This window comes from Haemophilus parahaemolyticus, from assembly GCF_018373095.1.
Lineage (GTDB): Bacteria > Pseudomonadota > Gammaproteobacteria > Enterobacterales > Pasteurellaceae > Haemophilus_A > Haemophilus_A parahaemolyticus_A.
This window is the reverse complement of sequence record NZ_JAHAHT010000002.1, coordinates 1-25,452: the sequence shown is the minus strand read 5'-3', so window position 1 is coordinate 25,452 and position 25,452 is coordinate 1. Positions and strand designations below refer to the sequence as shown.

22 protein-coding genes and 1 pseudogene are annotated in these 25,452 nt (G+C 41.4%); 10 read left to right on the top strand and 13 right to left on the bottom strand.

Annotated features, from left to right (window positions below):
- The first annotated feature begins 67 nt into the window (after window positions 1–67).
- Window positions 68–1,165, top strand: a complete 1,098-nt coding sequence (gene mobA / locus KH943_RS00485) for a molybdenum cofactor guanylyltransferase MobA (RefSeq protein ID WP_304106280.1) — start codon at window positions 68–70, stop codon at window positions 1,163–1,165.
- Window positions 1,166–1,239: 74 nt separating this feature from the next.
- Window positions 1,240–1,923, top strand: coding sequence for a phosphoribosyltransferase family protein (locus KH943_RS00480; protein ID WP_304106278.1), 684 nt, complete (start codon window positions 1,240–1,242; stop codon window positions 1,921–1,923).
- Here the strand turns inward: KH943_RS00480 and KH943_RS00475 are convergent.
- Entirely contained in the window at window positions 1,920–2,810 is an 891-nt protein-coding gene (locus KH943_RS00475) for a LysR family transcriptional regulator (RefSeq protein ID WP_304106276.1), read from the bottom strand. The two genes, KH943_RS00480 and KH943_RS00475, sit on opposite strands and share 4 nt — an antisense overlap.
- Before the next feature lie 132 nt (window positions 2,811–2,942).
- Here KH943_RS00475 and KH943_RS00470 point away from each other — a divergent pair, with 132 nt between their 5' ends.
- Both KH943_RS00470 and KH943_RS00465 read left to right on the top strand, forming a co-directional pair.
- Entirely contained in the window at window positions 2,943–3,359 is a 417-nt protein-coding gene (locus KH943_RS00470) for a DoxX family protein (RefSeq protein ID WP_304106274.1), read from the top strand.
- Between the two features lie 109 nt (window positions 3,360–3,468).
- Entirely contained in the window at window positions 3,469–3,795 is a 327-nt protein-coding gene (locus KH943_RS00465) for a TOBE domain-containing protein (protein ID WP_304106272.1), read from the top strand.
- Window positions 3,796–3,923: 128 nt separating this feature from the next.
- Here the strand turns inward: KH943_RS00465 and KH943_RS00460 are convergent, their stop codons facing one another.
- The 4 genes from KH943_RS00460 to KH943_RS00445 form a co-directional block, all read right to left on the bottom strand.
- Complete coding sequence (locus KH943_RS00460) at window positions 3,924–4,187, bottom strand: DUF5339 domain-containing protein (RefSeq protein WP_304106270.1); 264 nt, start codon at window positions 4,185–4,187, stop codon at window positions 3,924–3,926.
- Window positions 4,188–4,296: 109 nt separating this feature from the next.
- Window positions 4,297–4,917 (bottom strand): ADP-ribose diphosphatase, encoded by a 621-nt coding sequence (nudF, locus tag KH943_RS00455; RefSeq protein WP_304106268.1) that lies wholly within the window; start codon window positions 4,915–4,917, stop codon window positions 4,297–4,299.
- A complete protein-coding gene (locus KH943_RS00450; RefSeq protein ID WP_304106265.1) occupies window positions 4,910–5,641 on the bottom strand; it encodes a 4'-phosphopantetheinyl transferase family protein in 732 nt (243 codons plus the stop codon). Before KH943_RS00450 ends, nudF begins: the two co-directional genes overlap by 8 nt.
- A 4-nt stretch (window positions 5,642–5,645) precedes the next feature.
- Entirely contained in the window at window positions 5,646–6,074 is a 429-nt protein-coding gene (locus tag KH943_RS00445; protein ID WP_304106263.1) for an EamA family transporter, read from the bottom strand.
- Between the two features lie 186 nt (window positions 6,075–6,260).
- Here KH943_RS00445 and nhaA point away from each other — a divergent pair, with 186 nt between their 5' ends.
- Window positions 6,261–7,445: a Na+/H+ antiporter NhaA gene (nhaA, locus tag KH943_RS00440; RefSeq protein WP_119222452.1), complete on the top strand. Its 1,185-nt coding sequence runs from the start codon at window positions 6,261–6,263 to the stop codon at window positions 7,443–7,445.
- Window positions 7,446–7,627: 182 nt separating this feature from the next.
- Window positions 7,628–9,181, top strand: a complete 1,554-nt coding sequence (locus KH943_RS00435; RefSeq protein WP_304106261.1) for a phosphoethanolamine transferase — start codon at window positions 7,628–7,630, stop codon at window positions 9,179–9,181.
- 52 nt (window positions 9,182–9,233) lie between these two features.
- On the opposite strand, the gene KH943_RS00430 is transcribed toward KH943_RS00435, so the two are convergent.
- Entirely contained in the window at window positions 9,234–9,836 is a 603-nt protein-coding gene (locus KH943_RS00430; RefSeq protein ID WP_304106259.1) for a YagU family protein, read from the bottom strand.
- Window positions 9,837–10,139: 303 nt separating this feature from the next.
- Between KH943_RS00430 and slyD the strand changes: the two genes are divergently transcribed.
- From slyD to glmM, 3 genes are all read left to right on the top strand, one after another.
- On the top strand, window positions 10,140–10,736 hold the full coding sequence (gene slyD / locus KH943_RS00425; RefSeq protein ID WP_304106257.1) for a peptidylprolyl isomerase: 597 nt from the start codon (window positions 10,140–10,142) through the stop codon (window positions 10,734–10,736).
- 94 nt (window positions 10,737–10,830) lie between these two features.
- On the top strand, window positions 10,831–12,354 hold the full coding sequence (gene ilvA / locus KH943_RS00420) for a threonine ammonia-lyase, biosynthetic (protein ID WP_304106360.1): 1,524 nt from the start codon (window positions 10,831–10,833) through the stop codon (window positions 12,352–12,354).
- Between the two features lie 9 nt (window positions 12,355–12,363).
- Window positions 12,364–13,695 carry a phosphoglucosamine mutase gene (glmM, locus tag KH943_RS00415; RefSeq protein ID WP_304106255.1) on the top strand — a complete coding sequence of 444 codons (1,332 nt, stop codon included), beginning with the start codon at window positions 12,364–12,366 and terminating at the stop codon, window positions 13,693–13,695.
- 63 nt (window positions 13,696–13,758) lie between these two features.
- Here the strand turns inward: glmM and KH943_RS00410 are convergent, their stop codons facing one another.
- The 4 genes from KH943_RS00410 to KH943_RS00395 form a co-directional block, all read right to left on the bottom strand.
- Window positions 13,759–14,439 carry a hypothetical protein gene (locus KH943_RS00410; RefSeq protein WP_304106253.1) on the bottom strand — a complete coding sequence of 227 codons (681 nt, stop codon included), beginning with the start codon at window positions 14,437–14,439 and terminating at the stop codon, window positions 13,759–13,761.
- An 89-nt stretch (window positions 14,440–14,528) separates the two neighbouring features.
- Entirely contained in the window at window positions 14,529–15,908 is a 1,380-nt protein-coding gene (locus KH943_RS00405; RefSeq protein WP_304106251.1) for an ATP-binding protein, read from the bottom strand.
- A gap of 37 nt (window positions 15,909–15,945) precedes the next feature.
- Window positions 15,946–16,611, bottom strand: coding sequence for a response regulator (locus tag KH943_RS00400; protein WP_304106249.1), 666 nt, complete (start codon window positions 16,609–16,611; stop codon window positions 15,946–15,948).
- A 91-nt stretch (window positions 16,612–16,702) separates the two neighbouring features.
- Window positions 16,703–17,326, bottom strand: coding sequence for a PepSY domain-containing protein (locus KH943_RS00395; protein WP_304106247.1), 624 nt, complete (start codon window positions 17,324–17,326; stop codon window positions 16,703–16,705).
- Between the two features lie 251 nt (window positions 17,327–17,577).
- Between KH943_RS00395 and KH943_RS00390 the strand changes: the two are divergent.
- Window positions 17,578–17,658 (top strand): annotated as a pseudogene (locus KH943_RS00390) (ribose-5-phosphate isomerase RpiA); the annotation flags it as partial.
- Window positions 17,659–17,739: 81 nt separating this feature from the next.
- Here the strand turns inward: KH943_RS00390 and map are convergent.
- From map to rpoB, 3 genes are all read right to left on the bottom strand, one after another.
- The gene (map, locus tag KH943_RS00385) at window positions 17,740–18,546 is read right to left on the bottom strand and encodes a type I methionyl aminopeptidase (protein WP_304106245.1); all 807 of its coding nucleotides are present in this window, start codon (window positions 18,544–18,546) and stop codon (window positions 17,740–17,742) included.
- Between the two features lie 225 nt (window positions 18,547–18,771).
- Window positions 18,772–23,058 carry a DNA-directed RNA polymerase subunit beta' gene (gene rpoC, locus KH943_RS00380; protein ID WP_304106243.1) on the bottom strand — a complete coding sequence of 1,429 codons (4,287 nt, stop codon included), beginning with the start codon at window positions 23,056–23,058 and terminating at the stop codon, window positions 18,772–18,774.
- 262 nt (window positions 23,059–23,320) lie between these two features.
- On the bottom strand, window positions 23,321–25,452 hold a 2,132-nt coding region (rpoB, locus tag KH943_RS00375; RefSeq protein WP_304106241.1), incomplete at its 5' end, for a DNA-directed RNA polymerase subunit beta.

The following is a 25,452-nucleotide window of genomic DNA, read 5'->3' as shown; positions in this document are numbered from 1 at the left end:
ATCTTGTTGAAAATTGGCTCGGATCATATACTTTTAGCACTCTTTTTGCAAAGAAAAGCCCTTATTTATGACAGAAAAAACTTCACCTCAAATTCACGCTGTAATTCTCGCAGGCGGTTTAGCTCGCCGAATGAATGGCGTAGAAAAAGGCTTACAAAAGCTACAAAATCTTCCACTTATTGCACATATTTTGCAACGTCTTAGCCCACAATTATCAGCAGTAAATGGAAAAGTTTATTTGAATATCAACCGCTCACAGGCGGAATATCAGCAGTTTTTCCCTCACTTACCTTTTTACCAAGACGAAATGCCCAATTTCCAAGGGGCACTGAGTGGAATGCTTACAGGCTTTCATCAGATTGAAAGCGATTATCTGCTATTCGTGCCTTGTGATTCTCCATTTTTGCCCGAAAATTTGCTTAAAAAACTACTTACAGCCTTACAAATTAACCAAGCAGAGATTGCTTATGCCCACGATGGCGAACGTCCGCACCCGACTTTTGCGTTAATTCATCGCAATGTCGCAGAAGCACTGAATGATTACCTGCAAATGGGCGAACGCCGCTTATACCAATTCTTCCAACAACAAAAAAGCGTTGCGGTAGATTTTTCCGATCAAACAGCCGCATTTCGAAATTTCAATACATTAGAGGAATTGGCAACAGCAGAAATGCCTCGTACAACCCCCACCGTGCTAGCCATTACAGGCTACAGCGGCACGGGCAAAACCACGCTGTTGGAAAAACTAATTCCAAAATTGACCGCTTGCAACCTCAAAGTGGGTTTAATCAAGCATTCACACCATAACATTGATGTAGATAAACCAGGCAAAGATAGCCATCGATTGCGTCTAGCGGGAGCGAATCCCACCGCAATTGCCTGCGATGAACGTTGGGCATTAATGACCGAAACGCCCGAACAAGCGGTCGATTTTCAGCAAATTATTGCCAATTTCAAAGATGTTGATTTGGTGCTGGTCGAAGGCTTTAAACACGAGGCTCTACCCAAAATTCAACTTCATCGAAAAGAGGTTAAAAAGCCCTTACCCGAACTAGATGAATGGACCATGGCCACCGCCACCGATTACCCGATTGAACGAGAAAATCGATTGAATATCAATGATGTGGATGAAATTGCGGAGTTTGTAAAAAGTTGGTTGAAATAAAATATTTTTCAACTTTTCGAATGCACTCGAAAAATTATTTTTGCTAATTTGATAAAGTAAATAGCGGAGGGCGTATGAATAGATTAGGTTTCCGCTGTTTTCATTGTGATAAGTCGTTGGCAATAGTGAATCACGGCTTTTGTAGCCGTTGCGTCAAGTTGTTATCTTGTTCGCCTTATTGCGGACATTGTGGCAGTTTGTTGGCTGAAAATAGTTTATCTTGCGGAGAATGTTTGCAAAATGAGCCAAAATGGCAGCGAATGGTGCAAGTCTCTGTATATAAAAAACCGCTTGCAGATTGGATTCATCGCTTTAAATTCCATCAGCAATATTGGTTAGATCAGCCGTTAGCAAGATTGCTTTTATTAGCTGTAAAACAAGCTCAACGGGAGCATTGTCTGGTGCTTCCTGAAGCGATTTTGCCCGTGCCACTTTTTTGGCAACGCCATTGGAAACGAGGCTATAATCAGGCGGAGTTGATTGCTTGCCATCTTTCTCGATGGCTGAATATTCCGCTTGATACAAAAAGCCTTAGCCGTATAAGGCATACCGCTTCACAGCGTGAACTCACCGCTCAAGAACGGCGTTTGAATTTAAAAAACACCTTTCGTTTTGAGCCACAAGCGGGCAAATTTTACGAGCGAATTGCAATTGTAGATGATGTTGTGACCACAGGTTCTACGCTCAATGCGATTTGCAGAGAGATTAAACGTGTAGGTGTAAAAGAGGTACAAGTTTGGACATTAGCGAGGGCTTAACCTTTCAATTTCTCAAAATACTCTACAATTACTTCTACCGCTATTCTCACTTTTTCCGATTGCATCCGCTGAAGAGTGACTAAATACATCGGGTTCTTCGGCAATTCCCATTCTGGCAAAAGTTGCACAAGTGTGCCATCAGCAAGCTCTTTTTCTATCTCAAGGATAGGCTGAAGAGAAATGCCTAAGCCTTGCAGCGTTAAGTCTCGGCTTGCCAAAAGTGTATTGGTTTTAATACGATAGTTAGGTTTAATATGAGCTTTGCCTAAAGGGCTAGAAAGTTGTAAATAGTCGGGATCAAGTGAAGCAAAATGAATCCAATCTAACTGATAAAACTCATCGGGGGTTTGTGGGAAAAAATGCTTTTCGAGGTAATCTTTATGTGCCACGATAGCCAATTTCACATCATAAATATGGCGAGCGATCATATTGTCTTCCAATGCACGCGTGCCGATACGTAAAGCGATGTCTATCCTTTCTTCAATTAAATCAACCGCTTCATCCTTAAAAGAAAGATCCATGTTGAAATCAGAATGTTCTTCCAGAATTAATTTTAAGGCTTGAATAAACGGAGAACGGGTTAAACCTGAAGGGCAAGAAATTCTGAGCGTACCTATCGGAGAAGATCGCAACAGTTCGACGCTTTTTATTGCATTTTCAGCACTTTTCTGCATTTGACTAGCATGTTGATAAAAGACTTCTCCTGCTTCTGTAAGCGAAATTTTGCGGGTGGTGCGATTTAATAATTTAATTTTGAGTTGCTGTTCTAGCTTTTGGATCGACTGGGTAATTGCAGATGGCGTCATCGCCAACTTTTCTGCTGCAGTCTGCATTGAACCTCGTTCAATCACGGTCACAAAAACCGACATCGCTTTAAAATCATTCATCTTTCGTACTTTCTATTATTAAGCTGAGCTAAAAAGTTTATTTAGAAAAATCGGAATGATCAAGCAGAAAGATTCAATTACAATACAAGCCATATTTTTTATTACATTTCTTTAACTTTATTAGGAAACATTATGAATCAAGTATTTGAAAAATTCGAAAAACTTAGCCCAGTAGTATTTTTATTAGCACGTGTGGTTATCGGCTATATGTTCTTATTACACGGTACAGCGAAATTCTTTGAATTTCCCTTCTCAATGACAGGAGGAAACGGTAGTGTTCCTCTGTTCTCAATGTATGGGTTAGGCGGTATCTTAGAAATTGGCGGCGGCTTATTATTAGCATTAGGTTTATTCACTCGCCCCATTTCATTCTTGTTAGCAGGTCAAATGGCATATGCATATTTCTTTATTCATGTGACACCAGAAACGGTATTAGATCCGTTATCAAACAAAGGCGAAATAGCTATTATGTATTGTATGGCATTCTTACTTTTCTTAGTGAGAGGGGCAGGTTCTTTATCATTAGATGCAAAATTAGCGAATAAATAATATCGTTTTTTACTTATATTTCAAAAGTGGTTCAAAGCCTTGTACTGTGAGACTTTAAGCCACTTTTTAGTAATAATTTTATCTATTCTGCCTTAAGCAAAAAGGGGCATTGGTTTGGGTAGATGTGGAGATTGACGGGTTAAATTCCCCGATTTGTGCGATGATTACCGAAAAAAGCAGCCAACGCCTTGCACTCACGCTTGGGCGAGTGGTGATGTTGCTGATTAAAGCCCCATGGATTAAGCTCAATACAAGCAATACTACGGTAAATAATTTTGTGGGCAAGGTGGCTTCTATCAACCAAAATGAAGTGATGGTTAGTCTTAATAAAATCCAATTTTGTGCAACAACAGAATCTTCGCTTGAGGCGGAACTTGACATAGAAATCAAGCTACAATTGACCCAGAACAGATCATTCTGGCGACGTTATAAATAATCACACGGCTTAGGAAAGTGTTGGTTAATTATTTTTCATAATTCTTACCAACACTTTTTTCTATTATGTCTAAAATGCAAAATAATAAATATTTACATTTTATGGCTCTTTTTTAGTAGTAATTTAACTTATTTTGGTAACATTGCTTTTGCTTGTTTAAGCTGCTCTAAACCTTGTTTGCACATCATATCTTGTTGTGCTGTGGGTAAGGCTGTAATTTGTTTTTTGCTTGCTTCGTATTGTTGTTTCATCATTTCTTGTTGAGCTGCCGGAACTGCTGCAACAAATGTATCAATTTCTGCAAAATATTCTTTGCATGTTGCACTTAAATCAGCTGCCGATGCTGAAGCGACCATCCCTGAAACCATTAATGCGGTTAGTACTTTTTTCATATAAACCTCTTGTTATTGATTGATTAAATTGCCTCTATAATAGGCAACTTGATTATACTCGCTAAAATAAATAGAATGATGATCTAAATCAAACTTTTCACTTAATAAATCAGCGATATTTTTTGTAATTTAGCTCCAACCACTGCAAGCCAATGACCGCAATCACGTTATCTATTTTTCCCTCAATAACCCATTGGTAGGCTTGGGTTCTAGGAACTACGTGTACTAAAATATCTTCATTTTCTTCTTCCAAACCATGGATTGAACCGTTGCCGACTTGGGTACTGTCGATTAAACCGAGGAAAAGATGCAAACGTTCGAATTGTCCACCTGGGCTGTCCCAAACGCTTAAGGCGTGTTCGACCTCTTTGACTTCAATCCCCGCTTCTTCAAAGGCTTCGCGTTTGGCAACTTCGGCTGGGTTCTCTTCGCCTTTATCCACCATTCCTGCCACTAATTCGAGTAGCCACGGGGTTTGGTCTGAATGTTTTTGATATGCACCAATGCGAACTTGCTCAACCAAAACGACATTATCCAATTTTGGATCGTAAGCAATCAGTGCTGCTGCTTCGCCTTTAACAAGTAATTCACGCACCACTTCGCCACTGAATTTGCCTGAAAAAAGTTTATGGCGAAAATGGATTTTCTTTAGCTCAAAATGTCCTTTATAGACAGTCTCTTCTTTAATAATTTCGAGGTCTTTTTGACCAAATTGTAAGATATTACTCATACGATATTCCTTCATTGACTGAATAAACAAGCGGTTGAAATGCACAGTTTTTTTGCAAACCACCCTTTTTCCATTCCCATAAATCTAGCTGGTATCTGTTGCAAAATCCAAAGAAATAGGCAAGAAAAAACGGGAATTGATGATAAAAATGCAAAACACCTCGCGGACAATGCTGGCTTTTTATCGTTTTCTCATTGGGGCGGTGAGTCACTTCCGACAGCTTCATAATCCCCACTCCCTGCGATTTTAGCACTGCTTCTCGCAAACACCAGCTCAAATAAAAGCGTTCTGCTAAATTCGTCAAAATCTGTGGTTTTTCAAGCAACTGTTCTGCTTCAATCGCATCGGCATAGTGGCGGATAAGTGGTTCAAAACGGCGAATTTTTTGCGGATGCTCTAAATCAATACCGACTACAGGGCTTCGTTCCCCACTTGCCACTTTCGCAAAAATAATGGCGACATAATCGCCCGAATGTGTGATGTTAAAATCAATTTCTTGCTGTGCGAAATAAGGGCGACCATTTTTTGCTCGCTGAATCTGTTCGGCTAAATTCGGATCAAAACCGTGCTTTTTGAGCAACGTTTTCAGCAAAAATTTTGCCATTCGTCGGCTTTTCCAACGCTTTAGCTGGCGTTCTGTAAAATGTTCAGGCGGTGAAAATGGCTCGGCAATTGTCTCATCATTGTGGGCAAACACCACCTCAATTTGGCAAAAGTGTTCCATGAATCTACCGCTTGAGAGCTAAGGTTAATACGCCAGCAACTACTAAGCCAATACCTAGCCACTCTTGTTGGCTTGGGCGTTCGCCTAAAAACAGAAAAGCAAAAACAGCAACCAGTGCAAGGCTCAATTTATCGATAGGGGCAACTTGTGAGGCATTGCCCATTTGCAAGGCTTTGAAATAAGCCAACCACGACGCTCCCGTTGCCAAGCCTGAGAGGATTAAAAATAGCCAGTTTTTACCGTTGAGCGAGCTAAGTGGCTGCCATTTGCGGGTGTAGGTTAAAAAAAGAATAAGAGCAAGAATGATAACGATGGTGCGGATAAAGGTCGCAAAATCGGAATTGACGCCTTGCAAACCTATTTTGGCAAAAATTGCCGTGAGTGAGGCAAAAACTGCCGAGGCGAGTGCCCAATAAAGCCAGTGATTTGACATAAATAAATTTCTTTTAATTTGATATTTTCGATAGACGATATTTTATCAAAATTATGGATAAAATAACTTTTCTTTTATGATAAAAAAATGTTATAAGATAATGGAATAAGCTTGCAAGCGGTTAATTTTGCCGTTTGTGTTGTAGTTTTGTTTTACGATGTTTTTTGCCAATATAAGGAGTGAATGATGATTAGGCAAATTAAGAATTTCCTTAAACTTGAATCTTCAGGCGGCATCCTGCTTTTTGTCGCGGCTATATTAGCGATTATTTGTGCCAACACAGGCGTACAATCTGTCTATTTTGATTTTTTACAAACCCAAGTGGTGTTGAAGGTTGGGGCTTTTGCGATTGATAAACCACTTTTAATGTGGATTAATGATGGCTTTATGGCGGTCTTTTTTGTGCTTGTTGGACTTGAAGTCAAACGAGAAATGTTTGAAGGCTCGCTTTCAAGCGTGCGTAAAGCTTCTCTTCCCGCATTTGCCGCATTTGGTGGAATGATTGTACCTGCGTTGATTTACTATTTTATCAATCACCATGATCCTGAACTTGTTCGTGGTTGGGCAATCCCAATGGCGACGGATATTGCTTTTGCATTAGGTATTGTCGCATTACTCAGTAAGCAAGTGCCATTACCACTAAAAATGTTCTTGCTTGCGTTAGCCATTATTGATGATATTGGTGCTATTGTGGTAATTGCTATTTTCTTCTCACACGAAATGAGTATGCCTGCGTTAATTGTGGCGAGTCTTGCGATTATTACGTTATTCACGATGAACCGTTATAAAGTAGTGAGTATGATTCACTACTTAATCGTCGGATCAATTTTATGGGCATCTGTGCTGAAATCAGGTGTACATGCGACATTGGCTGGTGTGATCATTGGTTTTGCAATCCCTCTACGAGGTAAAAATGGTGAAACACCTCTTTACCACTTAGAACATATTTTAGCTCCTTGGTGTTCATTTGTGATTCTACCGCTCTTCGCATTTGCCAATGCAGGCGTCTCATTTGATGGTATGAGCTTAGAAAAATTGACTTCACCTGTGCCACTAGGTATCGCATTGGGTTTGTTTATTGGTAAACCAGTTGGTGTATTCTTATTCAGCTATGTTGCAGTGTTGCTTCGCCTTGCAGGTTTACCACAAGGGGTCAATTTCAAACAGATTTTTGCGATTGCGGTGCTTTGTGGTATTGGTTTCACGATGTCTGTTTTTATCGCAGGCTTAGCTTTCGGTGCGGATAATAATGATGGCAGCAATATGCTCCCATTAGCTCAATTAGGTATCTTAATTGGAACGAATTTATCGGCAGTTGTCGGCTATATTCTATTGAAAGCTACGACAAATAAGAATAAAGTAACGGCTTAATGATTGCCCTTTTCCTTTGTAGGAGAGGGATAATTTCAAGGCGTTCAGCATTGAAATTTGGGAGAGAGTAAGCGGTCATTTTTGACCGCTTTTTTGCTCCTCTTTGACAAATTGCTAAATGCAATTTTCCTGTCTCTCCCTACGAGGGGAGAGAGTAAACGTTTTTCTTATCTATTTGTATTATGAAACTCGCTAATCTTTCTAAACCTACCGCACTGATATTAATTCTTGCAATTACCCTACTCAGCAGTTACTTTCTCCTTATCGGTTCAGGAATGTTCCCTGAACCTGATGTCGGGCAAATTCTGCTGACCAGCGTACTGATTATTTTCCTCAGCTCTAGCAAAAAAGCCTTCTATTTTTTACTGCTTCCGCTAGCAATCATTCACGCAATTTATACGCCAACAGGCTTAAATTTTGGTGCACCAAGTTACCAATATATCGCCTCAATTTTTGCCACGGATTTGCTTGAAACCAAAGAGTTCTTACAGCAAATGCCAATCAGCAGCTACCTCATTGCGTTTGTAATTCCGTTGCTTATCTGGCTGCAATATAAAATCCGTTTGAATACAGGCATTCAATTCCAACGCAATCGTACCTTCGTGGTACTTTCAGGCTTGCTCTTTGCCTATTATTCACCTATTGCAGAGCCACTTAAACAAGCGGTTGATTCTGCGGTAAAAATTACCAAAGAGATGCACACGCTTAAAGAGATGGCAAAAGCGAACAATTGGGGTAGCTCAACGCTCGAAAATTCGAAATATGATGATTATGTGATTGTATTAGGCGAAAGTGCTCGCAAAGATTACCATCGCGCCTATGGCTACCCTGTGGAAAACACCCCTTTTATGTCGAGTGCGAACGGTACGTTGATTGACGGAATGACCTCCGCAGGTACAAACACCATCGCGTCATTGCGTTTAATGCTTACGTTGCCAAACAAAGAAAGTTGGGAGCCACACTATGATTTGAGCTTGCTTGACCTCGTAAAATCCGCAGACGTAAAAACCTATTGGATTTCCAATCAAGGCTTTTTAGGCGAATATGACACACCAATTTCCTCGCTTGCCTCCAAAGCGGATGAAACAATATTTCTTAAAAATGGTGGTAGCTTTAACTCTACCAATTACAGTGACTTTGATCTCTTGCCGAAATTCGCTCAAGTGTTAGAAGCCCCTGCACAAGGTAAACGCTTTATCGTATTGCACCTTTACGGCTCACACCCGTTAGCTTGTGACCGCGTGGAGGATTATCCGAAAATCTTTAAAGAAGGTGAAATCAAACCGCAATATGATTACCTCAATTGCTACATCTCATCGATTAAGAAAACCGATGATTTCTTAAAACGCACCTATGAGCAATTGAAAGAGAACGAGCAAAAAACGCACCGTTCATTCTCGATGATCTATTTCTCTGACCACGGTTTATGTCATCAAACGAACGAAAAAGATGGTGCGATTTTGTTCAACCAAAACTGCCACAGCCAGTTACACCATAATATTCCGCTATTTAAAATTTCGTCTGATGACACTGAACGCCACGAATATAAAGTATTCAAATCTGGATTGAACTTCTTAGAAGGCATCGCTCATTGGGTGGGGATTCAAAATCCAAAACTTGGCAAGGAAGATCTGTTTTCAAATCAAGCAGATAAAGACGACTATGGTTTACAAAAACAGATTAAAGAGAAATACCGTAAGGATGTAGATCCTGCGGTAGATGTACGTTTGAAGTAATAAACTGTGTAAAAAGCCACAATTATTTAATTGTGGCTTTTTAAATAAGAAATTAGCGACTTATTTCATCAACATCTGGTTGGTGAGTAATACGGTTGCGTAAATCGCGGCGAATTACCTCGATTGTCCAGAACCAGAAGATGTGACCTACTAATTCAGAGATGTGCTCATATAATGGCCATTCTGCAACTGGTGGTGTTAAACCTAACGCAGGGAATGTAATGTAGTGAACACAGATGTTTGCGATGATACCCGCACCGATACCTTGCCAGAATTTAATTTTCGGGAAGATTTCAGCCACAACACAGTAACCGATAGCGAACACTAATGAGAAAAGCATATGAGTTACTCCGATCCAGTTAAATGCGTGGTCTGCAAATGTGAATACTGCTTCTGTTGGGTCGATACCGATGTAGTCGCGTAAGAAAACGTGTGGTGGATTTAAGAAAGCACGTGAACAAACTTCGAAAATTTGGTTTTGAGTTAAACCAGTGATGTCCACTTTACACGCAGCTTCGAAGAAATCAATTGGACTACGTGGTGGGAATGGATGCTCTGCACCCCATTTTACGAATGCTGAAATAATGCCCGCGATAATACCAACAAATACCGCCACGCCATAACGACGTTTAGATGGTTCTGAGAATAAGCTCATTTTGATGTCCTCAAATTAATTTAAAAGATAAAAAATTTCCGACTTTTGAAGAGTGTGTGATTCTACGCCTGTTATATAGCTTTATCAAACAAAAATACTTAAATTAAGTTACATTTGTTTAGCTGTTTATTATCTTTTAACATTTAATCAAAATAATTAACTTTATTCCTGTTTGAGATATGCACTCTCTCGGTTTTTAGATCTATTCATAGACAAGCGGTCATAATTCGCTTACTATTTGCAAATATCATACAAACCGCTACAATGCGGTTAATTTTTTATATAAACAAAGGATCATTTTTAATGAAAATTACTAAAAACGTAGTACCAAGCATTGCTTATCAAGTACGTACTCAAGATGGCGTATTAGTGGATGAAGCACCAGTGAACCAACCGCTAGAATACTTACACGGTCACAACAATCTTGTTGAAGGCTTAGAAAAGGCATTAGAAGGTAAAGCGGTTGGTGATACTTTCGAAGTGCGTGTAAGCCCAGAAGAAGGCTACGGCGAATACAACGAAAATATGGTACAACGTGTGCCGAAAGATGTATTTATGGGCGTAGAGGAATTAGAAGTAGGTATGCGTTTTATCGCAGATACTGACTTAGGTCCATTGCCTGTTGTGATCACTGAAGTGGATGGCGATGAAGTAGTGGTTGATGGTAACCATATGCTTGCAGGTCAAGAATTACTCTTCTCTGTAGAAGTAGTGGGTACACGTGAAGCAACTTTAGAAGAGATTGCACACGGTCACATTCATTCTGGTCACGAACACGGTTGTGGCTGTGGTGGTCACGACAGCGATGAAGAAGAAGGTCACGGCTGCTGTGGCGGTGGTCATCACCATCATCATGATCACGGACACAATCATGGTGGCTGTGGTTGTAGTGGACACTAATTAACTAATTGCAATGGGGCGTGCTAAACACGCCCTTTTCGACTATCTAACCCTTTCAATCCCTGCCTTTGGGAAGATCATTAAAATCAATCATATGACACAACAAATCCAATCGAATACGGACTATCTCCGCACTATTCTTAGTTCCAATATTTATGATCTCGCTCAAGTCACGCCATTACAAAAAATGGACAAGCTCTCTTCACGCTTGAAAAATAATATTTTCATCAAACGTGAAGATCGCCAGCCAGTGCATAGCTTTAAGCTACGCGGGGCATTTGCGATGATTTCTAATCTTTCTAAAGCTCAAAAAGAAGCGGGTGTGATTGCGGCTTCTGCGGGTAACCACGCTCAAGGTGTCGCGCTTTCAGCGAAACATTTAGGCTTACGTGCCTTAATTGTGATGCCACAAAATACACCAAGTATTAAAGTGGATGCGGTGCGTGGTTTTGGTGGAGAAGTATTGCTTTATGGTGCGAACTTTGACGAAGCCAAAGCCAAAGCACTTGAGCTTTCGAAAGAGTTGAATATGACCTTTATCCACCCATTTGATGCTCCAGCCGTGATTGCAGGGCAAGGCACAATTGCGATGGAGCTCATTCAGCAACGTTCCGATCTAAACCGCATTTTTGTGCCTGTTGGCGGCGGCGGTTTGATTGCTGGGATCGCAGTGCTCGTGAAACAACTTCTGCCTGAAATTCAAGTCATTGGGGTAGAATCCAAAGACTCTGCTTGTTTATATCACGCATTAAAAGCGGGTCAGCCTGTCGATTTAGATCACGTAGGTTTATTCGCAGACGGTATTGCGGTAAAACGCATTGGCGATGAAACTTTCCGTATTTGTAAACAATATGTCGATGATGTAGTTTTAGTCGATAATGATGAAATTTGTGCGGCACTGAAAGATATTTTTGAGAATGTACGTGCGGTGGCGGAGCCTTCGGGCGCAACCTCGCTTGCAGGTTTGAAAAAATATGTGAAAAAGCACGGCATCGAAGGAGAAAATCTTGCTTGCGTGCTCTCAGGTGCAAACCTTAATTTCCATACCTTGCGTTTTGTGTCTGAGCGTTGCGAAATTGGCGAAAAACGTGAAGCCTTATTAGCGGTAACCATTCCAGAGCAGAAAGGCAGCTTCTTAAAATTTTGCCAAATTCTGGGTAGCCGTGCGGTGACAGAATTTAACTACCGTCATGCAGATGATGCCAACGCGTGTATCTTCGTAGGTGTTCGTATTTCTGGCAGCCAAGAAAAAGCAGAAATTCTCGAGGAGCTTCGCCAAAATGGTTACGATGTGAGCGATTTATCAGATGATGACATCGCTAAAACCCACGTGCGTTATATGATTGGTGGCAGACCGGCTAGTATTCAAAACGAAAAACTCTACCGCTTTGACTTCCCAGAACAGAAAGGGGCATTGCTTACATTCTTACAAGCCTTAACTGATTGGGATATTTCGTTGTTCCACTACCGTGCACACGGTGCAGACTACGGCGATATTTTAGCCGCATTCCCTGTAGCTGAAGGCTCAGAAGCAGAATTAACCAAACATTTAGAACAATTAGGCTATCGCTACCAAGACGTGAGCGACAGCTTGGCTTATCAATACTTTTTAAAATAAGGAACATTTATGGCTCGCAAATATTTCGGTACAGATGGTGTACGTGGTGAAGTCGGTAAATTCCCAATTACGCCAGAATTTGCGTTAAAACTCGGTTGGGCAGCAGGTAAAGTACTTGCGACTCAAGGCACGAAAAAAGTGATTATTGGTAAAGACACCCGTATTTCTGGCTATATGCTGGAATCAGCACTTGAAGCAGGTTTAACTGCAGCAGGTTTATCTGCGGTATTCGTCGGTCCAATGCCAACCCCTGCAATTGCGTATTTAACCCGCACTTTCCGTGCAGAAGCGGGGATCGTGATTTCAGCGTCTCACAACCCATACTACGACAACGGAATCAAATTCTTCTCATCAGTGGGCGAAAAATTACCTGATGAAGTGGAAGAAGCGATCGAAGCGATGTTAGATGAGCCGATGGATTGTGTTGACTCTGCAAACCTTGGTAAGGCGAGCCGTATCAATGATGCGGCGGGTCGTTACATTGAATTTTGTAAAGCAGGTTTCCCATCCGAATTAAGCTTAGACGGCTTAAAAATTGTGGTGGATTGTGCGAACGGTGCAACTTACCACATTGCACCAAACGTAATGCGTGAGTTAGGGGCTGATGTGATCGAAATTGGTACTCGCCCGAACGGTTTAAACATCAACGAAAAATGCGGGGCAACTGACATTAAAGCACTTCAAAAAGTGGTGAAAGAGTCGGAAGCAGACATCGGTTTAGCTTACGATGGTGATGGCGACCGCATTATGATGGTAGACCACTTAGGCAATAAAGTAGATGGCGACCAAATTCTGTTTATTTTGGCACGTGAAGCGTTGCGTGCGGGCAAATTAAAAGGCGGTGTAGTGGGTACATTGATGAGCAATATGAGTTTAGAACTCTCATTAAAAGAGCTTGCTATTCCATTCGTACGTGCCAACGTGGGCGACCGCTATGTGCTTGAGCAATTAAAAGAGAAAGGCTGGAAATTAGGCGGTGAAAACTCAGGTCATATCATCGTGTTAGATAAAAACACCACGGGTGATGGTATTGTTGCCTCGCTTGAAGTGTTAGTGGCAATGGTAAAACACAATCTAACCTTAAACGAATTAGCAAAAGCCGTGCCACTCTTCCCACAAGTATTAATTAACGTTCGCTTCGCAGGCGGTGAAAACCCACTCAATAGCGAAGAAGTAAAAGCTGTTGCAAAAACAGTAGAAGAACGCTTAGCAGGAAAAGGACGTATCTTGTTACGTAAATCAGGTACAGAACCGCTTATTCGTGTGATGGTAGAGTGTGAAGATGCAACGTTAGCCCAAAGCTGTGCGAAAGAGATTGCGGAAGCAGTGAAACGTAACTAATTCTTCCATAAACAACAAGCGGTGGATTCTGTAAAACAAATTGCAAAATCTACCGCTTGTATTTTAGTAAGTTACTACCACGCTTAAATCTAATTCTTTACCTGATTTATTTGTATCAAATCTTGTGCCAAAAATAATGGTTGCTTCTTGGTTGGTTTTTTCAATGATTGTTTGAGTAATCAAATCAACCTCTTTAAATTCTAATTGCTCACCTGCAACAATATTGATTAATACTCCTTTCGCTTTGTCGAGTGAAACGGATTTATCGCCTAATTGATTTAATATCTTTCTAGTCGCATCTTTAGCTAACATATTTTTAGCATAACCAGCTTTAGCGTGTTTACCACATTCAAATAAAATTCGGTGAATATCTGCGAAATCAATGTCAACTAAACCTTCCTGAGTCAGGATATCAATAATAGATTTTATTATTTTGCTACATAATTCTGTAGAGGTTTCATTAAAAGAGCAACTAGCAAATTCTACTTCTTCTGGCATTGAACAGCCTACAACAACAATGGGATTTGATGTTGCTCGGCGGATTTTTGCCCATTCCTCTTCATTAAGTTTATCTGCTACAATAAATGTCATATCATTCTTTGATAACTCTTCTAGTTCTTCAAATTTTAAGCAGTAAATTTTAGCTGGATACATCAACGAATTAACCACTCTCACACCAAATTCGCCTTTGGCAACAATAGAAATTACAGGGATAATTTTTTCTTCAAAAATCGGCTCAAACATTTTTCTTCTCCTATTGATTTAAGCTATATGCAGAATAATAAAATAATGCAACAAATTATATCGCCTTAATCACTTTTACAAAAAATTTCCTAAATTTGACCGCTTGTTGGTAATTCAACTTCCACTAACAACCCCGTTTCAAAACTCACTGAATCTTTTAATTCAATTTTTCCACCATAATTTTTCACAATCTCCTCAGCAATCGCCAAGCCTAAGCCAGAGCCTTGTTGCTCTGTGCCAAGAATGCGGTAGAACGGATCTAGCACACGTTGGCGTTCTTCTGGTGGAATGCCGTTGCCGTTATCTTCTACGCAGATCTGAATGCTACCGCCTTTCTCTTTGACACTTAAATCAATCTGGCTACCGTTTGGTGTGTAGCGAATGGCGTTATCCACCAGCGTTTTAACGAGCAAGTAGAGATCCGTTTCTGAACCGTGGAACTTGACTGCTTGCTCATTCGTTACACCCAAATCCTGATCTTTATCGAGGGCAAGAGGTAGCAAATCTTCAATTACGCTGCGGAAAATATCCTGCACGTTAAAATCGCTGTGGTTTTCCATTTTGTTATTTTGAATGCGAGCCAATGAAAGCAGCTGTTCTAGTAAGTTACGACTACGCTGAAGACCTTGTTTCACTTGGATAAGTTGAGTTTTGGCTTCAGCAGGCAAATCTTGATGAGCGAGTTGCTCTACTTGCAAGGAAAGTGCAGTCATCGGACTACGCAACTCGTGTGACGCATCCGCAATAAAGCGTTTTTGTTGCTGAATAAATTCATCTGTTCGCCCCAGCAAGCGGTTGATTTCCACCACAAATCCGCGAATTTCGCTCGGGATTTTTTCCGTCGGCAACGGTGTAAGATTTTGCTCGTGGCGTTTTTCTAGCTTGTGAGAAAGTCTGTCTACAGGCTTCATTGCGAGACGGACAATCCAAATGGTCAGCAAAATAATCAACGGCAACAACACAATCAGCGGAATCACGCTCTGCCATGCACTGCGGAATGCCAGTTCTTCACGATATTCATTTTCTTGGGTGATGATAATCTTGCCGTTGGGTGTGTTACGAACGTAAGTGCGGTATAAATCATTGGCGTTTTTCAACGTAAACCAAAAGCGATTTTCTTTGTGCGGTTTGACTCTTTTGTATTTTTTGCCATCTTTTCTGAGTGTATGGAAACCATCTTCCATTTGCTGTGGAAAATTCGGCGGAAGACTTTCTGTATGCGTGCCGTTTCGCTCAAAATGCATATAAATTCGTGCATCGTTATCGCGTGGTGGACGAAAATCCCCCGAAAGTGCGGTCGGATTTTCCACAGAATTGACAAAGCCCGAAAGCTGAACCAACATATCGTCTTGCAGTTTGTACGTTTCGCGGTAAGTATCGTAGAACGAAACACCGCCCGCAATGCCTGCCACCACGGTGAAAAGGGCAGTAAAAGCTAAAGTGAGTTTGAGTTGGATTGAGTTTTTCATTTTTCCTCTTAGGGTAAGGTTATTATCCGAGGTATCACTAATTTTTAGACACCAACCACCCCACGCCTCGCACATTTTTAATATGCTCTTTGCCGATTTTCTTGCGTAAGGCGTGAATCAGAAAATCAATGGCGTTGCTCTCCACCTCATCGCCCCACGCGTAGATTTTATCTTCCAAATCGGCACGAGAATGGATAATCCCTGGTCTTGTCATTAAGGCTTGCAGAATGGAAAACTCTTTGTTGCTAAGCTCAATCGGCATCGGTTGATCAGCGAGAGTAACTTGGTAATTCGTCGGATTGAGGGTTATAGCACCGTTACTTAACAATGGTGTACTTTGTCCGCTTTGGCGACGCAGGACAGCACGAATGCGGGCAAGTAATTCGGACAAATCAAAAGGTTTAATAATGTAATCGTCCGCCCCACCGTCTAAGCCTGCCAAGCGACTATCCAAATCATCACGCGCGGTGACAATCAACACAGGCGTATTGTTTTTCTCTTGTCGGAGATGTTTCAGTACTTGCAAACCATCTTGCCCTGGTAAACCCAAATCGAGCAACACCAAATCATATTGTTGGCTGTTTAACGCCTGTTCTGCCGTGTTGCCGTTGTTTACCCAATCCACCGCATAACGAGCGGTTTTTAAGCCGTTCGATACCGCTTCGGCAATCATTTTGTCGTCTTCGACCAATAAAATTCGCATAGTAAAAATGAAGGATCAAAAAATTGACGAGATTTTATCGAAAAATAGGCGGAAATACATCCGCCCGACATCGCACAATGCGAAGATAAGATTAGTTTTGACGGAAACCGCCTTCATTTTGAGGATGTTTGTGACGTTCGCCTTTTTCAAAACGAGCGTGTTTATGATGTTTACCTTCATGTTTTTGTGGCATATCAATAATTTGCCCGCTGTTTGCATCTACCGCCACTTTATAAACCACACCATTGTTTACGGTTTCAATTTTGTAGAATACCATACCGCGTTTATATTCTAAGTCCGCTTCTGCCACTTTACCGCCCGTTTTTGCTACCGCGGTGTCCATTGCTTGAGCGAAGTTCACTTGTGGTGCAATATCTGCTGTTGGGCTAACTTTCACGGTTTTAAGGGCTTTGCTTTCCACGCCTAAAATATCACCGCTTGCTGCATCTACTGCCACTTTTTGTTTTTGACCGTTAGCAAACATTTCAACTTCAAAATGATCTTTACCAAAGTAGTGATGTTTAAAATCAATACTTTTTATTTTCGCATCGGCACCGATTTTTGTTTGTGCGGTAGATAATGCTTGTGCTGCCGTGATTTTAGCTTTACCCAAAGCATCTTGGTCTTTTGGAGACATTGCATTTGCATTGATTGCACCGAAAGCCATAATACCTGCTAATAATGTTGCTGCTAAAGTTTTTACTGATTTTTTCATAAGTTGCTCCTTGTAAGCATGTAAAAATAGTTTATTTTCATAGAGTTTAAAATCATTATGACCAAAAGCATCTCTACTCTTGATGGTGTGTATTCTAGAGAGGAAAAATTAGCGGAAAATTAGCAAAACAAAATTTTTTATTTTCAGAAAAATTTTCAAATGACTTATGACAAATTATCACTTGATGTAGCTTGCTCTTTGGCACACATTGAGACCAATTTTTATCTTTAAAGCAATAATAGGAAAACGTAATGAACCAACAAGAAATGAAGAAAATAGCGGCGAAAGCAGCACTGAAATTTGTGACAGCAGATACTATCGTTGGCGTGGGTATCCTTTCTCGCTTGCCGAAGGAGTAAAAATAAGGCTGATTGGAGGAAATCAATCAGCCTTTTACTTTAAAGAATTAAATTTTATACATTCACCATTACACGCGAAATTCGCCCTTCGGCAATTTCTTCATCACGAATGGTCATCACTTCACAGCCATCTTTGGTCACCACAATTTGGTGTTCATATTGAGCTGAGTGGCTACGGTCTTTGGTTTTTACTGTCCAGCCATCATTCATCGTGCGGATCTCTTTTTTGCCTGCATTGACCATTGGTTCAATGGTAAACACCATGCCTTCTTTTAACACTACACCACCATCGTCACCGTTGTAGTGCAAGACTTGTGGATCGCAGTGGAACTCTGTGCCTACGCCGTGACCGCAATATTCACGTACCACAGAGAAGCCTTCTTTTTCCACATATTTTTGAATCGCTGTGCCGATCTCTTTTAAGCGAATGCCTGGTTTTACTTGGCGTAAGCCAATGTAAAGTGATTCTTGTGTTACTTCTAATAAGCGTTTATCACGAATAGAAGGCTCGCCTACCACATACATTTTGGAGTTGTCGCCGAAATAGCCGTCTTTGATTACCGTGACATCGATGTTTACAATATCACCTTTTTTCAGCTTTTTGTCATCACTTGGAATTCCGTGGCAAACTACTTCATTAATAGAAATGCAGGTTGATTTTGGGAATCCGTGATAGTTTAAACAAGCAGGAATTACTTTCTGCTCATTAACCATATATTCGTGGCAAATGCGGTCTAATTCGCCTGTGCTCACGCCCTCTTTCACATAAGGTTCAATCATTACTAACACATCGGAAGCTAATTTGCAGGCTTCACGAAGTTTCTCGATTTCTTGTTCGTTTCTTAATGGAATATTACTCATAACGTTCTCTTTATCATAAAAAATTAAGGGGATTATACCTTTTTTTGGTACAATCCCCAATTTTCTTCTACAAAATTTAATTCGTTCAGAAATAATTATTTTTCTATTTTTTCATCATCGCTTTAGCAAAGATTTTCGTTTTCGCATAAATAAAAACCCTCAGAACTCAATGTCCTGAGGGCTTTCTCTATCTTTAATTGGTGGGCTAGAAGCCCACCTTCTGGATTACTCTTCTGAATCCATTTCTGCATTTAACAAAGCAGCTAAGCTTTGGGTTGCGTCGTCAGCGACGAACTCAAACTCTGCTTCAATGTCTGCATCAGTGGCAAAACTGTTGGTTGGATTTGCAAAAGTTTCTGCAAAATCAACCGCTTGTCCTGCAGCTGCCGCAGCACGTTTTTCTGCACGTGCTTTGTGGTAAGCAAAACCTGTACCTGCTGGGATTAAACGACCTACGATAACGTTCTCTTTCAAGCCTCGTAATTCGTCTTGTTTACCTGCAACGGCTGCTTCGGTAAGCACACGGGTAGTTTCTTGGAACGATGCCGCTGAGATAAATGATTCAGTCGCAAGTGATGCTTTGGTGATACCTAGCAATTCACGTTCAAATTCTACCAACGGTTTGCCTTCTGCTGCACGTTTGCGGTTTGCAATTTTCACGCGTGCCACTTCCACTTGTTCCCCTTCAAGGAATTCTGAGTCGTAAGCGTTGGTGATGATTGCTTTACGCAACATTTGGCGAACGATAACTTCGATGTGTTTATCGTTAATTTTTACCCCTTGTAAGCGGTAAACTTCTTGTACTTCGTTCACGATGTAGTTGGTTACTGCGTGTACGCCGCGTAAACGTAAGATATCGTGTGGCGTTTCTGCACCATCAGAAATCACGTCACCACGTTGTACCATTTCGCCTTCGAATACGTTGAGCTGACGCCATTTTGGAATCATTTCTTCGTATGCTTCGCCCTCTGCAGGAGTGATTACTAAGCGGCGTTTACCTTTGGTTTCTTTACCGAATGAAACGATACCTGAGATTTCCGCAAGGATTGCTGGTTCTTTCGGTTTACGTGCTTCGAATAAGTCTGCAACGCGTGGAAGACCACCGGTAATATCTTTCGTACCTACAGATTCTTGTGGAATACGTGCTAATGCTTCACCCACTGCGATTTCTGCACCATCATCAAGCGTTACAATCGCTTTACCCGGTAAGAAGTATTGTGCAGGAACATCTGTGCCAGGGATTAAGATATCATTACCGTTTGCATCCACTAAGCGTAATGCTGGACGTAAATCTTTACCTGCAGTTGCACGCTCACCCACATCTTGTACCACGATTGATGATACACCTGTTAATTCATCCGTTTGACGAGTAACGGTTAGACCATCGACGATGTCGCTGAATTGGATGCGACCTGATACCTCTGAGATAACTGGCATTGTATGCGGATCCCAGTTTGCAACTACTTCGCCTACTGCCACTTCATCGCCGTCGTGTTTAGAAAGCACTGCACCGTAAGGAACTTTATAGTTCTCTTTGGTACGACCGAAGGTGTCAATCACGGTTAATTCAGTGTTACGTGAAGTTAATACCAACTTATCCTCTTTGTTAGTAACGAATTTCGCATTTGCTAACTTGATCGTACCGTTGTTTTTTACTTGTACGCTAGACTCTTTGGCTGCCGCAGATGCCGCACCACCGATGTGGAACGTACGCATGGTTAACTGTGTACCTGGCTCACCGATTGATTGTGCCGCAATAACACCCACTGCTTCACCTTGGTTGATTAAGTGACCGCGTGCCAAGTCACGTCCGTAACATTTCGCACACACACCGAAATCGGTATCACAAGTTACAACAGAACGTACTTTGATGCTATCAACAGAGTTCTCATCAATCACATCACACCATTTTTCATCGATTAAGGTGTTACGCGGAATTAATACTTCTTCTGAACCTGGTTTTAATACGTCTTCAGCTGCTACACGACCTAATACTAATTCGCGTAATGGTACTTTTTCATCACCACCTTCAATGTGTGGAGTCATTACGATACCTTCTGAAGTACCACAATCGTCTTCGATGATTACTAAGTCTTGTGCTACATCTACTAAACGACGAGTTAAGTAACCAGAGTTCGCAGTTTTCAACGCCGTATCGGCAAGACCTTTACGTGCACCGTGGGTTGAAATAAAGTACTGAAGAACGTTCAAGCCTTCACGGAAGTTCGCCGTGATTGGAGTTTCGATGATCGAACCATCTGGACGTGCCATCAAACCACGCATACCTGCTAACTGACGAATCTGAGCTGCAGAACCACGTGCACCAGAGTCCGCCATCATAAAGATGCTGTTGAATGAAGCTTGTTTTTCTGGGTTACCTTCACGGTTAATCACTTCTTCCGTTGAAAGGTTGTCCATCATCGCTTTCGCCACGCGTTCGTTCGCCGCAGCCCAAATATCGATTACTTTGTTATAACGTTCGCCTACGGTTACTAAACCTGAGTTAAATTGCTCTTGGATCTCAGCAACTTCTGCTTCTGCTGCACGGATGATCTCTTCTTTTTGTGCTGGGATCACCATATCGTTGATACCCACTGATGCACCAGAACGTGCCGCATATGCGAAACCTGTGTACATTACTTGGTCAGCAAGTAATACAGACTCTTTCAAGCCTAAACGACGGTAACATTCGTTGATGAGCTTAGAAATCGCTTTTTTACCTAACGTTTGGTTGAATAATTTGTATGGCATACCTTTCGGTGCGATCATCCATAAAATTGCACGACCAACTGTGGTGTCGATTAATGAAGTTTTTGGTTCAAATTCGCCCGCTTCATTTTTCACATATTCAGTAATACGTACTTTAACACGTGAATGTAACTCTGCTTGACCTGTGCGATAGGCTTTTTCTGCCTCGCGTGGGTCTAAGAAGTACATTCCTTCGCCTTTACCGTTTACTTTCTCACGAGTCATATAGTACAAACCTAATACAACGTCTTGAGATGGAACAATAATTGGGTCACCACTTGCTGGTGAAAGTACGTTGTTGGTTGACATCATTAACGCACGTGCTTCTAACTGTGCCTCTAACGTTAATGGAACGTGAACCGCCATTTGGTCACCATCGAAGTCCGCATTGAACGCTGCACAAACAAGTGGGTGTAACTGGATTGCTTTACCTTCGATAAGGATTGGCTCGAATGCCTGAATACCTAAACGGTGAAGGGTTGGTGCACGGTTTAGAAGAATCGGGTGTTCGCGGATAACTTCTGCAAGAATATCCCATACGATCGGCTCTTCACGCTCAACCATTTTCTTCGCAGCTTTGATTGTTGATGCAATGCCACGGTTTTCTAATTTTGAGTAAATAAATGGACGGAATAATTCCAATGCCATTTTTTTCGGCAAACCACATTGGTGAAGACGTAAGTATGGACCTACGGTAATTACCGAACGACCCGAATAGTCAACACGTTTACCTAACAAGTTCTGACGGAAACGACCTTGTTTACCCTTGATCATATCGGCAAGAGATTTTAATGGACGTTTGTTTGAACCTGTAATCGCACGACCACGACGACCGTTATCTAATAACGCGTCTACAGACTCTTGCAACATACGTTTTTCGTTACGCACGATAATGTCTGGTGCTACGAGGTCTAATAAGCGTTTTAAACGGTTATTACGGTTGATCACACGACGGTATAAATCGTTCAGATCTGATGTCGCAAAACGACCACCATCAAGTGGTACTAATGGACGTAAATCTGGTGGAAGCACTGGCAACACAGTCATTACCATCCATTCTGGTTTGTTACCAGATTGTTGGAACGCTTCTAATAATTTTAAACGTTTTGTGATTTTTTTACGTTTAGTTTCAGAGTTAGTTTCTTGTAACTCTTCACGCATCATTTCACATTGGTGCTCTAAATCCATATCGCGTAATAACGCTTGAATACCTTCTGCACCCATTTTCGCATCAAACTCATCGCCCCAACGCTCTTCTGCGTCCATGAACTGTTCTTCAGTTAATAACTGACCTTTTTCTAAATCAGTCATACCTGGTTCTGTTACCACATAGCTTTCGAAATAAAGCACACGTTCAATATCACGCAATGGCATATCTAAAATCAAACCGATACGGGACGGTAATGATTTTAAAAACCAGATATGTGCCACAGGGCAAGCTAATTCGATATGACCCATACGATCACGACGAACTTTAGTTTGGGTTACTTCAACGCCACATTTTTCACAAATTACACCACGGTGTTTTAAGCGTTTGTATTTGCCACATAAACATTCGTAATCTTTTACCGGCCCGAAAATACGTGCACAGAAAAGACCATCACGCTCAGGTTTAAAGGTACGGTAATTGATGGTTTCTGGTTTTTTCACTTCACCAAAAGACCAAGAACGAATCTTATCTGGTGAGGCTAAACCGATTTTAATTACATCAAAATCATCATTTGATTTAGATTGTGCTTTTAAAAACTTAACTAAGTCTTTCACTTTTTGCCCCTAGTTTGAGGTTGTTTTGCTTGGCAGGCTTCGCCCACCTTATAAATTTTTTTTCGATTGCAAGCGGTTCGATTTGTAAAATTTTTTGCAAATTTGACCGCTTGTTCCCGTCTCCCTCTTTGGTAAAGAAGGGTTAGGGGAGATTTGGCAGAAGTAAAAACGGAGTACATTGGGAGATTTCACATTGCTATCAAATCTCCCACAGCCCCTCTTTACTAAAGAAGAGAGCTTTTCTTTCTCCGTTAACCTCTAATTACGCCTCATCCAACTCCATATCAATCGCTAATGCACGGATTTCTTTGGTGATTACGTTGAACGACTCTGGAATACCTGGTTCCATGTAGTGCGTACCATCTACGATGTTTTTATACATCTTCGTACGACCATTCACGTCATCCGATTTCACTGTAAGCATTTCTTGTAGAGTGTAAGCCGCACCATATGCTTCTAATGCCCAAACCTCCATCTCACCGAAACGCTGGCCACCGAATTGTGCTTTACCACCAAGCGGTTGTTGAGTAACAAGACTATAAGAACCTGTTGAACGAGCGTGCATTTTATCATCAACTAAGTGGTTCAATTTGAGCATATACATATAACCTACGGTTACAGGACGCTCGAATTTCTCCCCTGTGCGACCATCAAATAAGGTAATTTGACCTGATGTTGGTAAGCCGCCAAGCTCTAATAAGCCTTTGATTTCGCTTTCGTGTGCACCATCAAACACTGGTGTTGCAAGCGGTAAACCTTTACGGAGGTTTTCAGCTAAACGCATAATCTCTTCATCAGAGAAGGTGCTTAAATCCACTTTTTGTGAACCGTGACCTAAATCATACGCTTTTTGGATATATTCACGTAATTTCGCCACTGATTGTTGCTGTTTAATCATCGCATTAATTTGGTCACCGATACCTTTCGCCGCTAAACCTAAGTGGGTTTCTAAGATCTGACCGATGTTCATACGTGATGGAACGCCCAGAGGGTTCAACACGATTTCCACAGGCTGACCGTTTTCGTCGTATGGCATATCTTCAACTGGGTTGATTTTTGAGATAACCCCTTTGTTACCGTGACGACCCGCCATTTTATCCCCTGGTTGGATTTGACGTTTCACAGCAAGATACACTTTCACCACTTTTAACACGCCAGGAGCTAAATCATCGCCTTGAATAATCTTATTACGTTTAACTTCAAGTTTACGTTCGAACTCTTTACGTAATTCATCATATTGTTCTGCAAGTTGTTCTAATTGATTTTGTTTTGCTTCATCTTCAAGCGTTTGTTCTAACCATTTTTCACGAGAAACTGCATTTAAAGTCGCTTCTGCCGCGCCGCCTTCCACTAAAAGGCTACGTACGCGTGCGAATAAGCCCGCCTCTAAGATCTCTAACTCTTCGGTTAAGTCTTTTTTCGCTTCACGAAGCTGCATTTCTTCGATTTCTAATGCACGTTTATCCTTTTGTACACCATCACGCGTGAAGACTTGAACATCAATAACCGTACCTGAAGTGCCGTTTGGTACGCGTAATGAAGAGTCTTTAACATCAGATGCTTTCTCACCAAAGATTGCACGTAAAAGTTTTTCTTCTGGCGTTAATTGGGTTTCGCCTTTAGGGGTTACTTTACCCACTAAGATGTCGCCACCTTTGACTTCCGCACCCACATAAACGATACCTGATTCATCTAGTTTGCTTAATGCAGATTCACCCACATTTGGAATATCCGCGGTGATCTCTTCCGCACCTAACTTGGTATCACGTGCTACACAAGATAATTCTTGAATGTGGATTGTCGTGAAACGGTCTTCTTGAACCACACGTTCAGACACTAACATTGAGTCTTCGAAGTTATAACCATTCCAAGGCATAAATGCCACGCGAATGTTTTGACCTAACGCTAATTCACCTAAGTCTGTTGAAGGACCGTCTGCTAAGATCTCACCACGTGCTACTGGCTCACCTAAATTCACACAAGGAATTTGGTTAATACAGGTGTTTTGGTTTGAACGGGTGTATTTGATTAAGTTGTAAATGTCGATACCCGCTTCGCCTGGGATCGTTTCATCTTCATTGACTTTCACCACGATACGTGATGCGTCAACGTATTGCACCACACCACCGCGTTTTGCAACTACAGCTACACCAGAGTCAAGAGCGATAGGTTTTTCCATACCTGTACCCACTAACGGTTTGTCCGCACGTAATGTTGGAACTGCTTGACGTTGCATGTTCGCACCCATCAACGCACGGTTCGCATCGTCGTGCTCCAGGAACGGAATAAGTGCAGCAGCCACAGACACCACTTGTTGGGTTGAAATATCCATATAGTGAACATCTTCTGGTTTATATAAACCAGATTCGCCTTGTTCACGGCAGGTTACATAAG

Bases quoted from the DNA above. Each gene is read 5' to 3' on its own strand.
- mobA (WP_304106280.1), top strand. From the start codon at position 68: ATGACAGAAAAAACTTCACCTCAAATTCACGCTGTAATTCTCGCAGGC.
- KH943_RS00480 (WP_304106278.1), top strand. From the start codon at position 1,240: ATGAATAGATTAGGTTTCCGCTGTTTTCATTGTGATAAGTCGTTGGCA.
- KH943_RS00475 (WP_304106276.1), bottom strand. From the start codon at position 2,810: ATGAATGATTTTAAAGCGATGTCGGTTTTTGTGACCGTGATTGAACGA.
- KH943_RS00470 (WP_304106274.1), top strand. From the start codon at position 2,943: ATGAATCAAGTATTTGAAAAATTCGAAAAACTTAGCCCAGTAGTATTT.
- KH943_RS00460 (WP_304106270.1), bottom strand. From the start codon at position 4,187: ATGAAAAAAGTACTAACCGCATTAATGGTTTCAGGGATGGTCGCTTCA.
- nudF (WP_304106268.1), bottom strand. From the start codon at position 4,917: ATGAGTAATATCTTACAATTTGGTCAAAAAGACCTCGAAATTATTAAA.
- KH943_RS00450 (WP_304106265.1), bottom strand. From the start codon at position 5,641: ATGGAACACTTTTGCCAAATTGAGGTGGTGTTTGCCCACAATGATGAG.
- KH943_RS00445 (WP_304106263.1), bottom strand. From the start codon at position 6,074: ATGTCAAATCACTGGCTTTATTGGGCACTCGCCTCGGCAGTTTTTGCC.
- nhaA (WP_119222452.1), top strand. From the start codon at position 6,261: ATGATTAGGCAAATTAAGAATTTCCTTAAACTTGAATCTTCAGGCGGC.
- KH943_RS00435 (WP_304106261.1), top strand. From the start codon at position 7,628: ATGAAACTCGCTAATCTTTCTAAACCTACCGCACTGATATTAATTCTT.
- KH943_RS00430 (WP_304106259.1), bottom strand. From the start codon at position 9,836: ATGAGCTTATTCTCAGAACCATCTAAACGTCGTTATGGCGTGGCGGTA.
- slyD (WP_304106257.1), top strand. From the start codon at position 10,140: ATGAAAATTACTAAAAACGTAGTACCAAGCATTGCTTATCAAGTACGT.
- ilvA (WP_304106360.1), top strand. From the start codon at position 10,831: ATGACACAACAAATCCAATCGAATACGGACTATCTCCGCACTATTCTT.
- glmM (WP_304106255.1), top strand. From the start codon at position 12,364: ATGGCTCGCAAATATTTCGGTACAGATGGTGTACGTGGTGAAGTCGGT.
- KH943_RS00410 (WP_304106253.1), bottom strand. From the start codon at position 14,439: ATGTTTGAGCCGATTTTTGAAGAAAAAATTATCCCTGTAATTTCTATT.
- KH943_RS00405 (WP_304106251.1), bottom strand. From the start codon at position 15,908: ATGAAAAACTCAATCCAACTCAAACTCACTTTAGCTTTTACTGCCCTT.
- KH943_RS00400 (WP_304106249.1), bottom strand. From the start codon at position 16,611: ATGCGAATTTTATTGGTCGAAGACGACAAAATGATTGCCGAAGCGGTA.
- KH943_RS00395 (WP_304106247.1), bottom strand. From the start codon at position 17,326: ATGAAAAAATCAGTAAAAACTTTAGCAGCAACATTATTAGCAGGTATT.
- map (WP_304106245.1), bottom strand. From the start codon at position 18,546: ATGAGTAATATTCCATTAAGAAACGAACAAGAAATCGAGAAACTTCGT.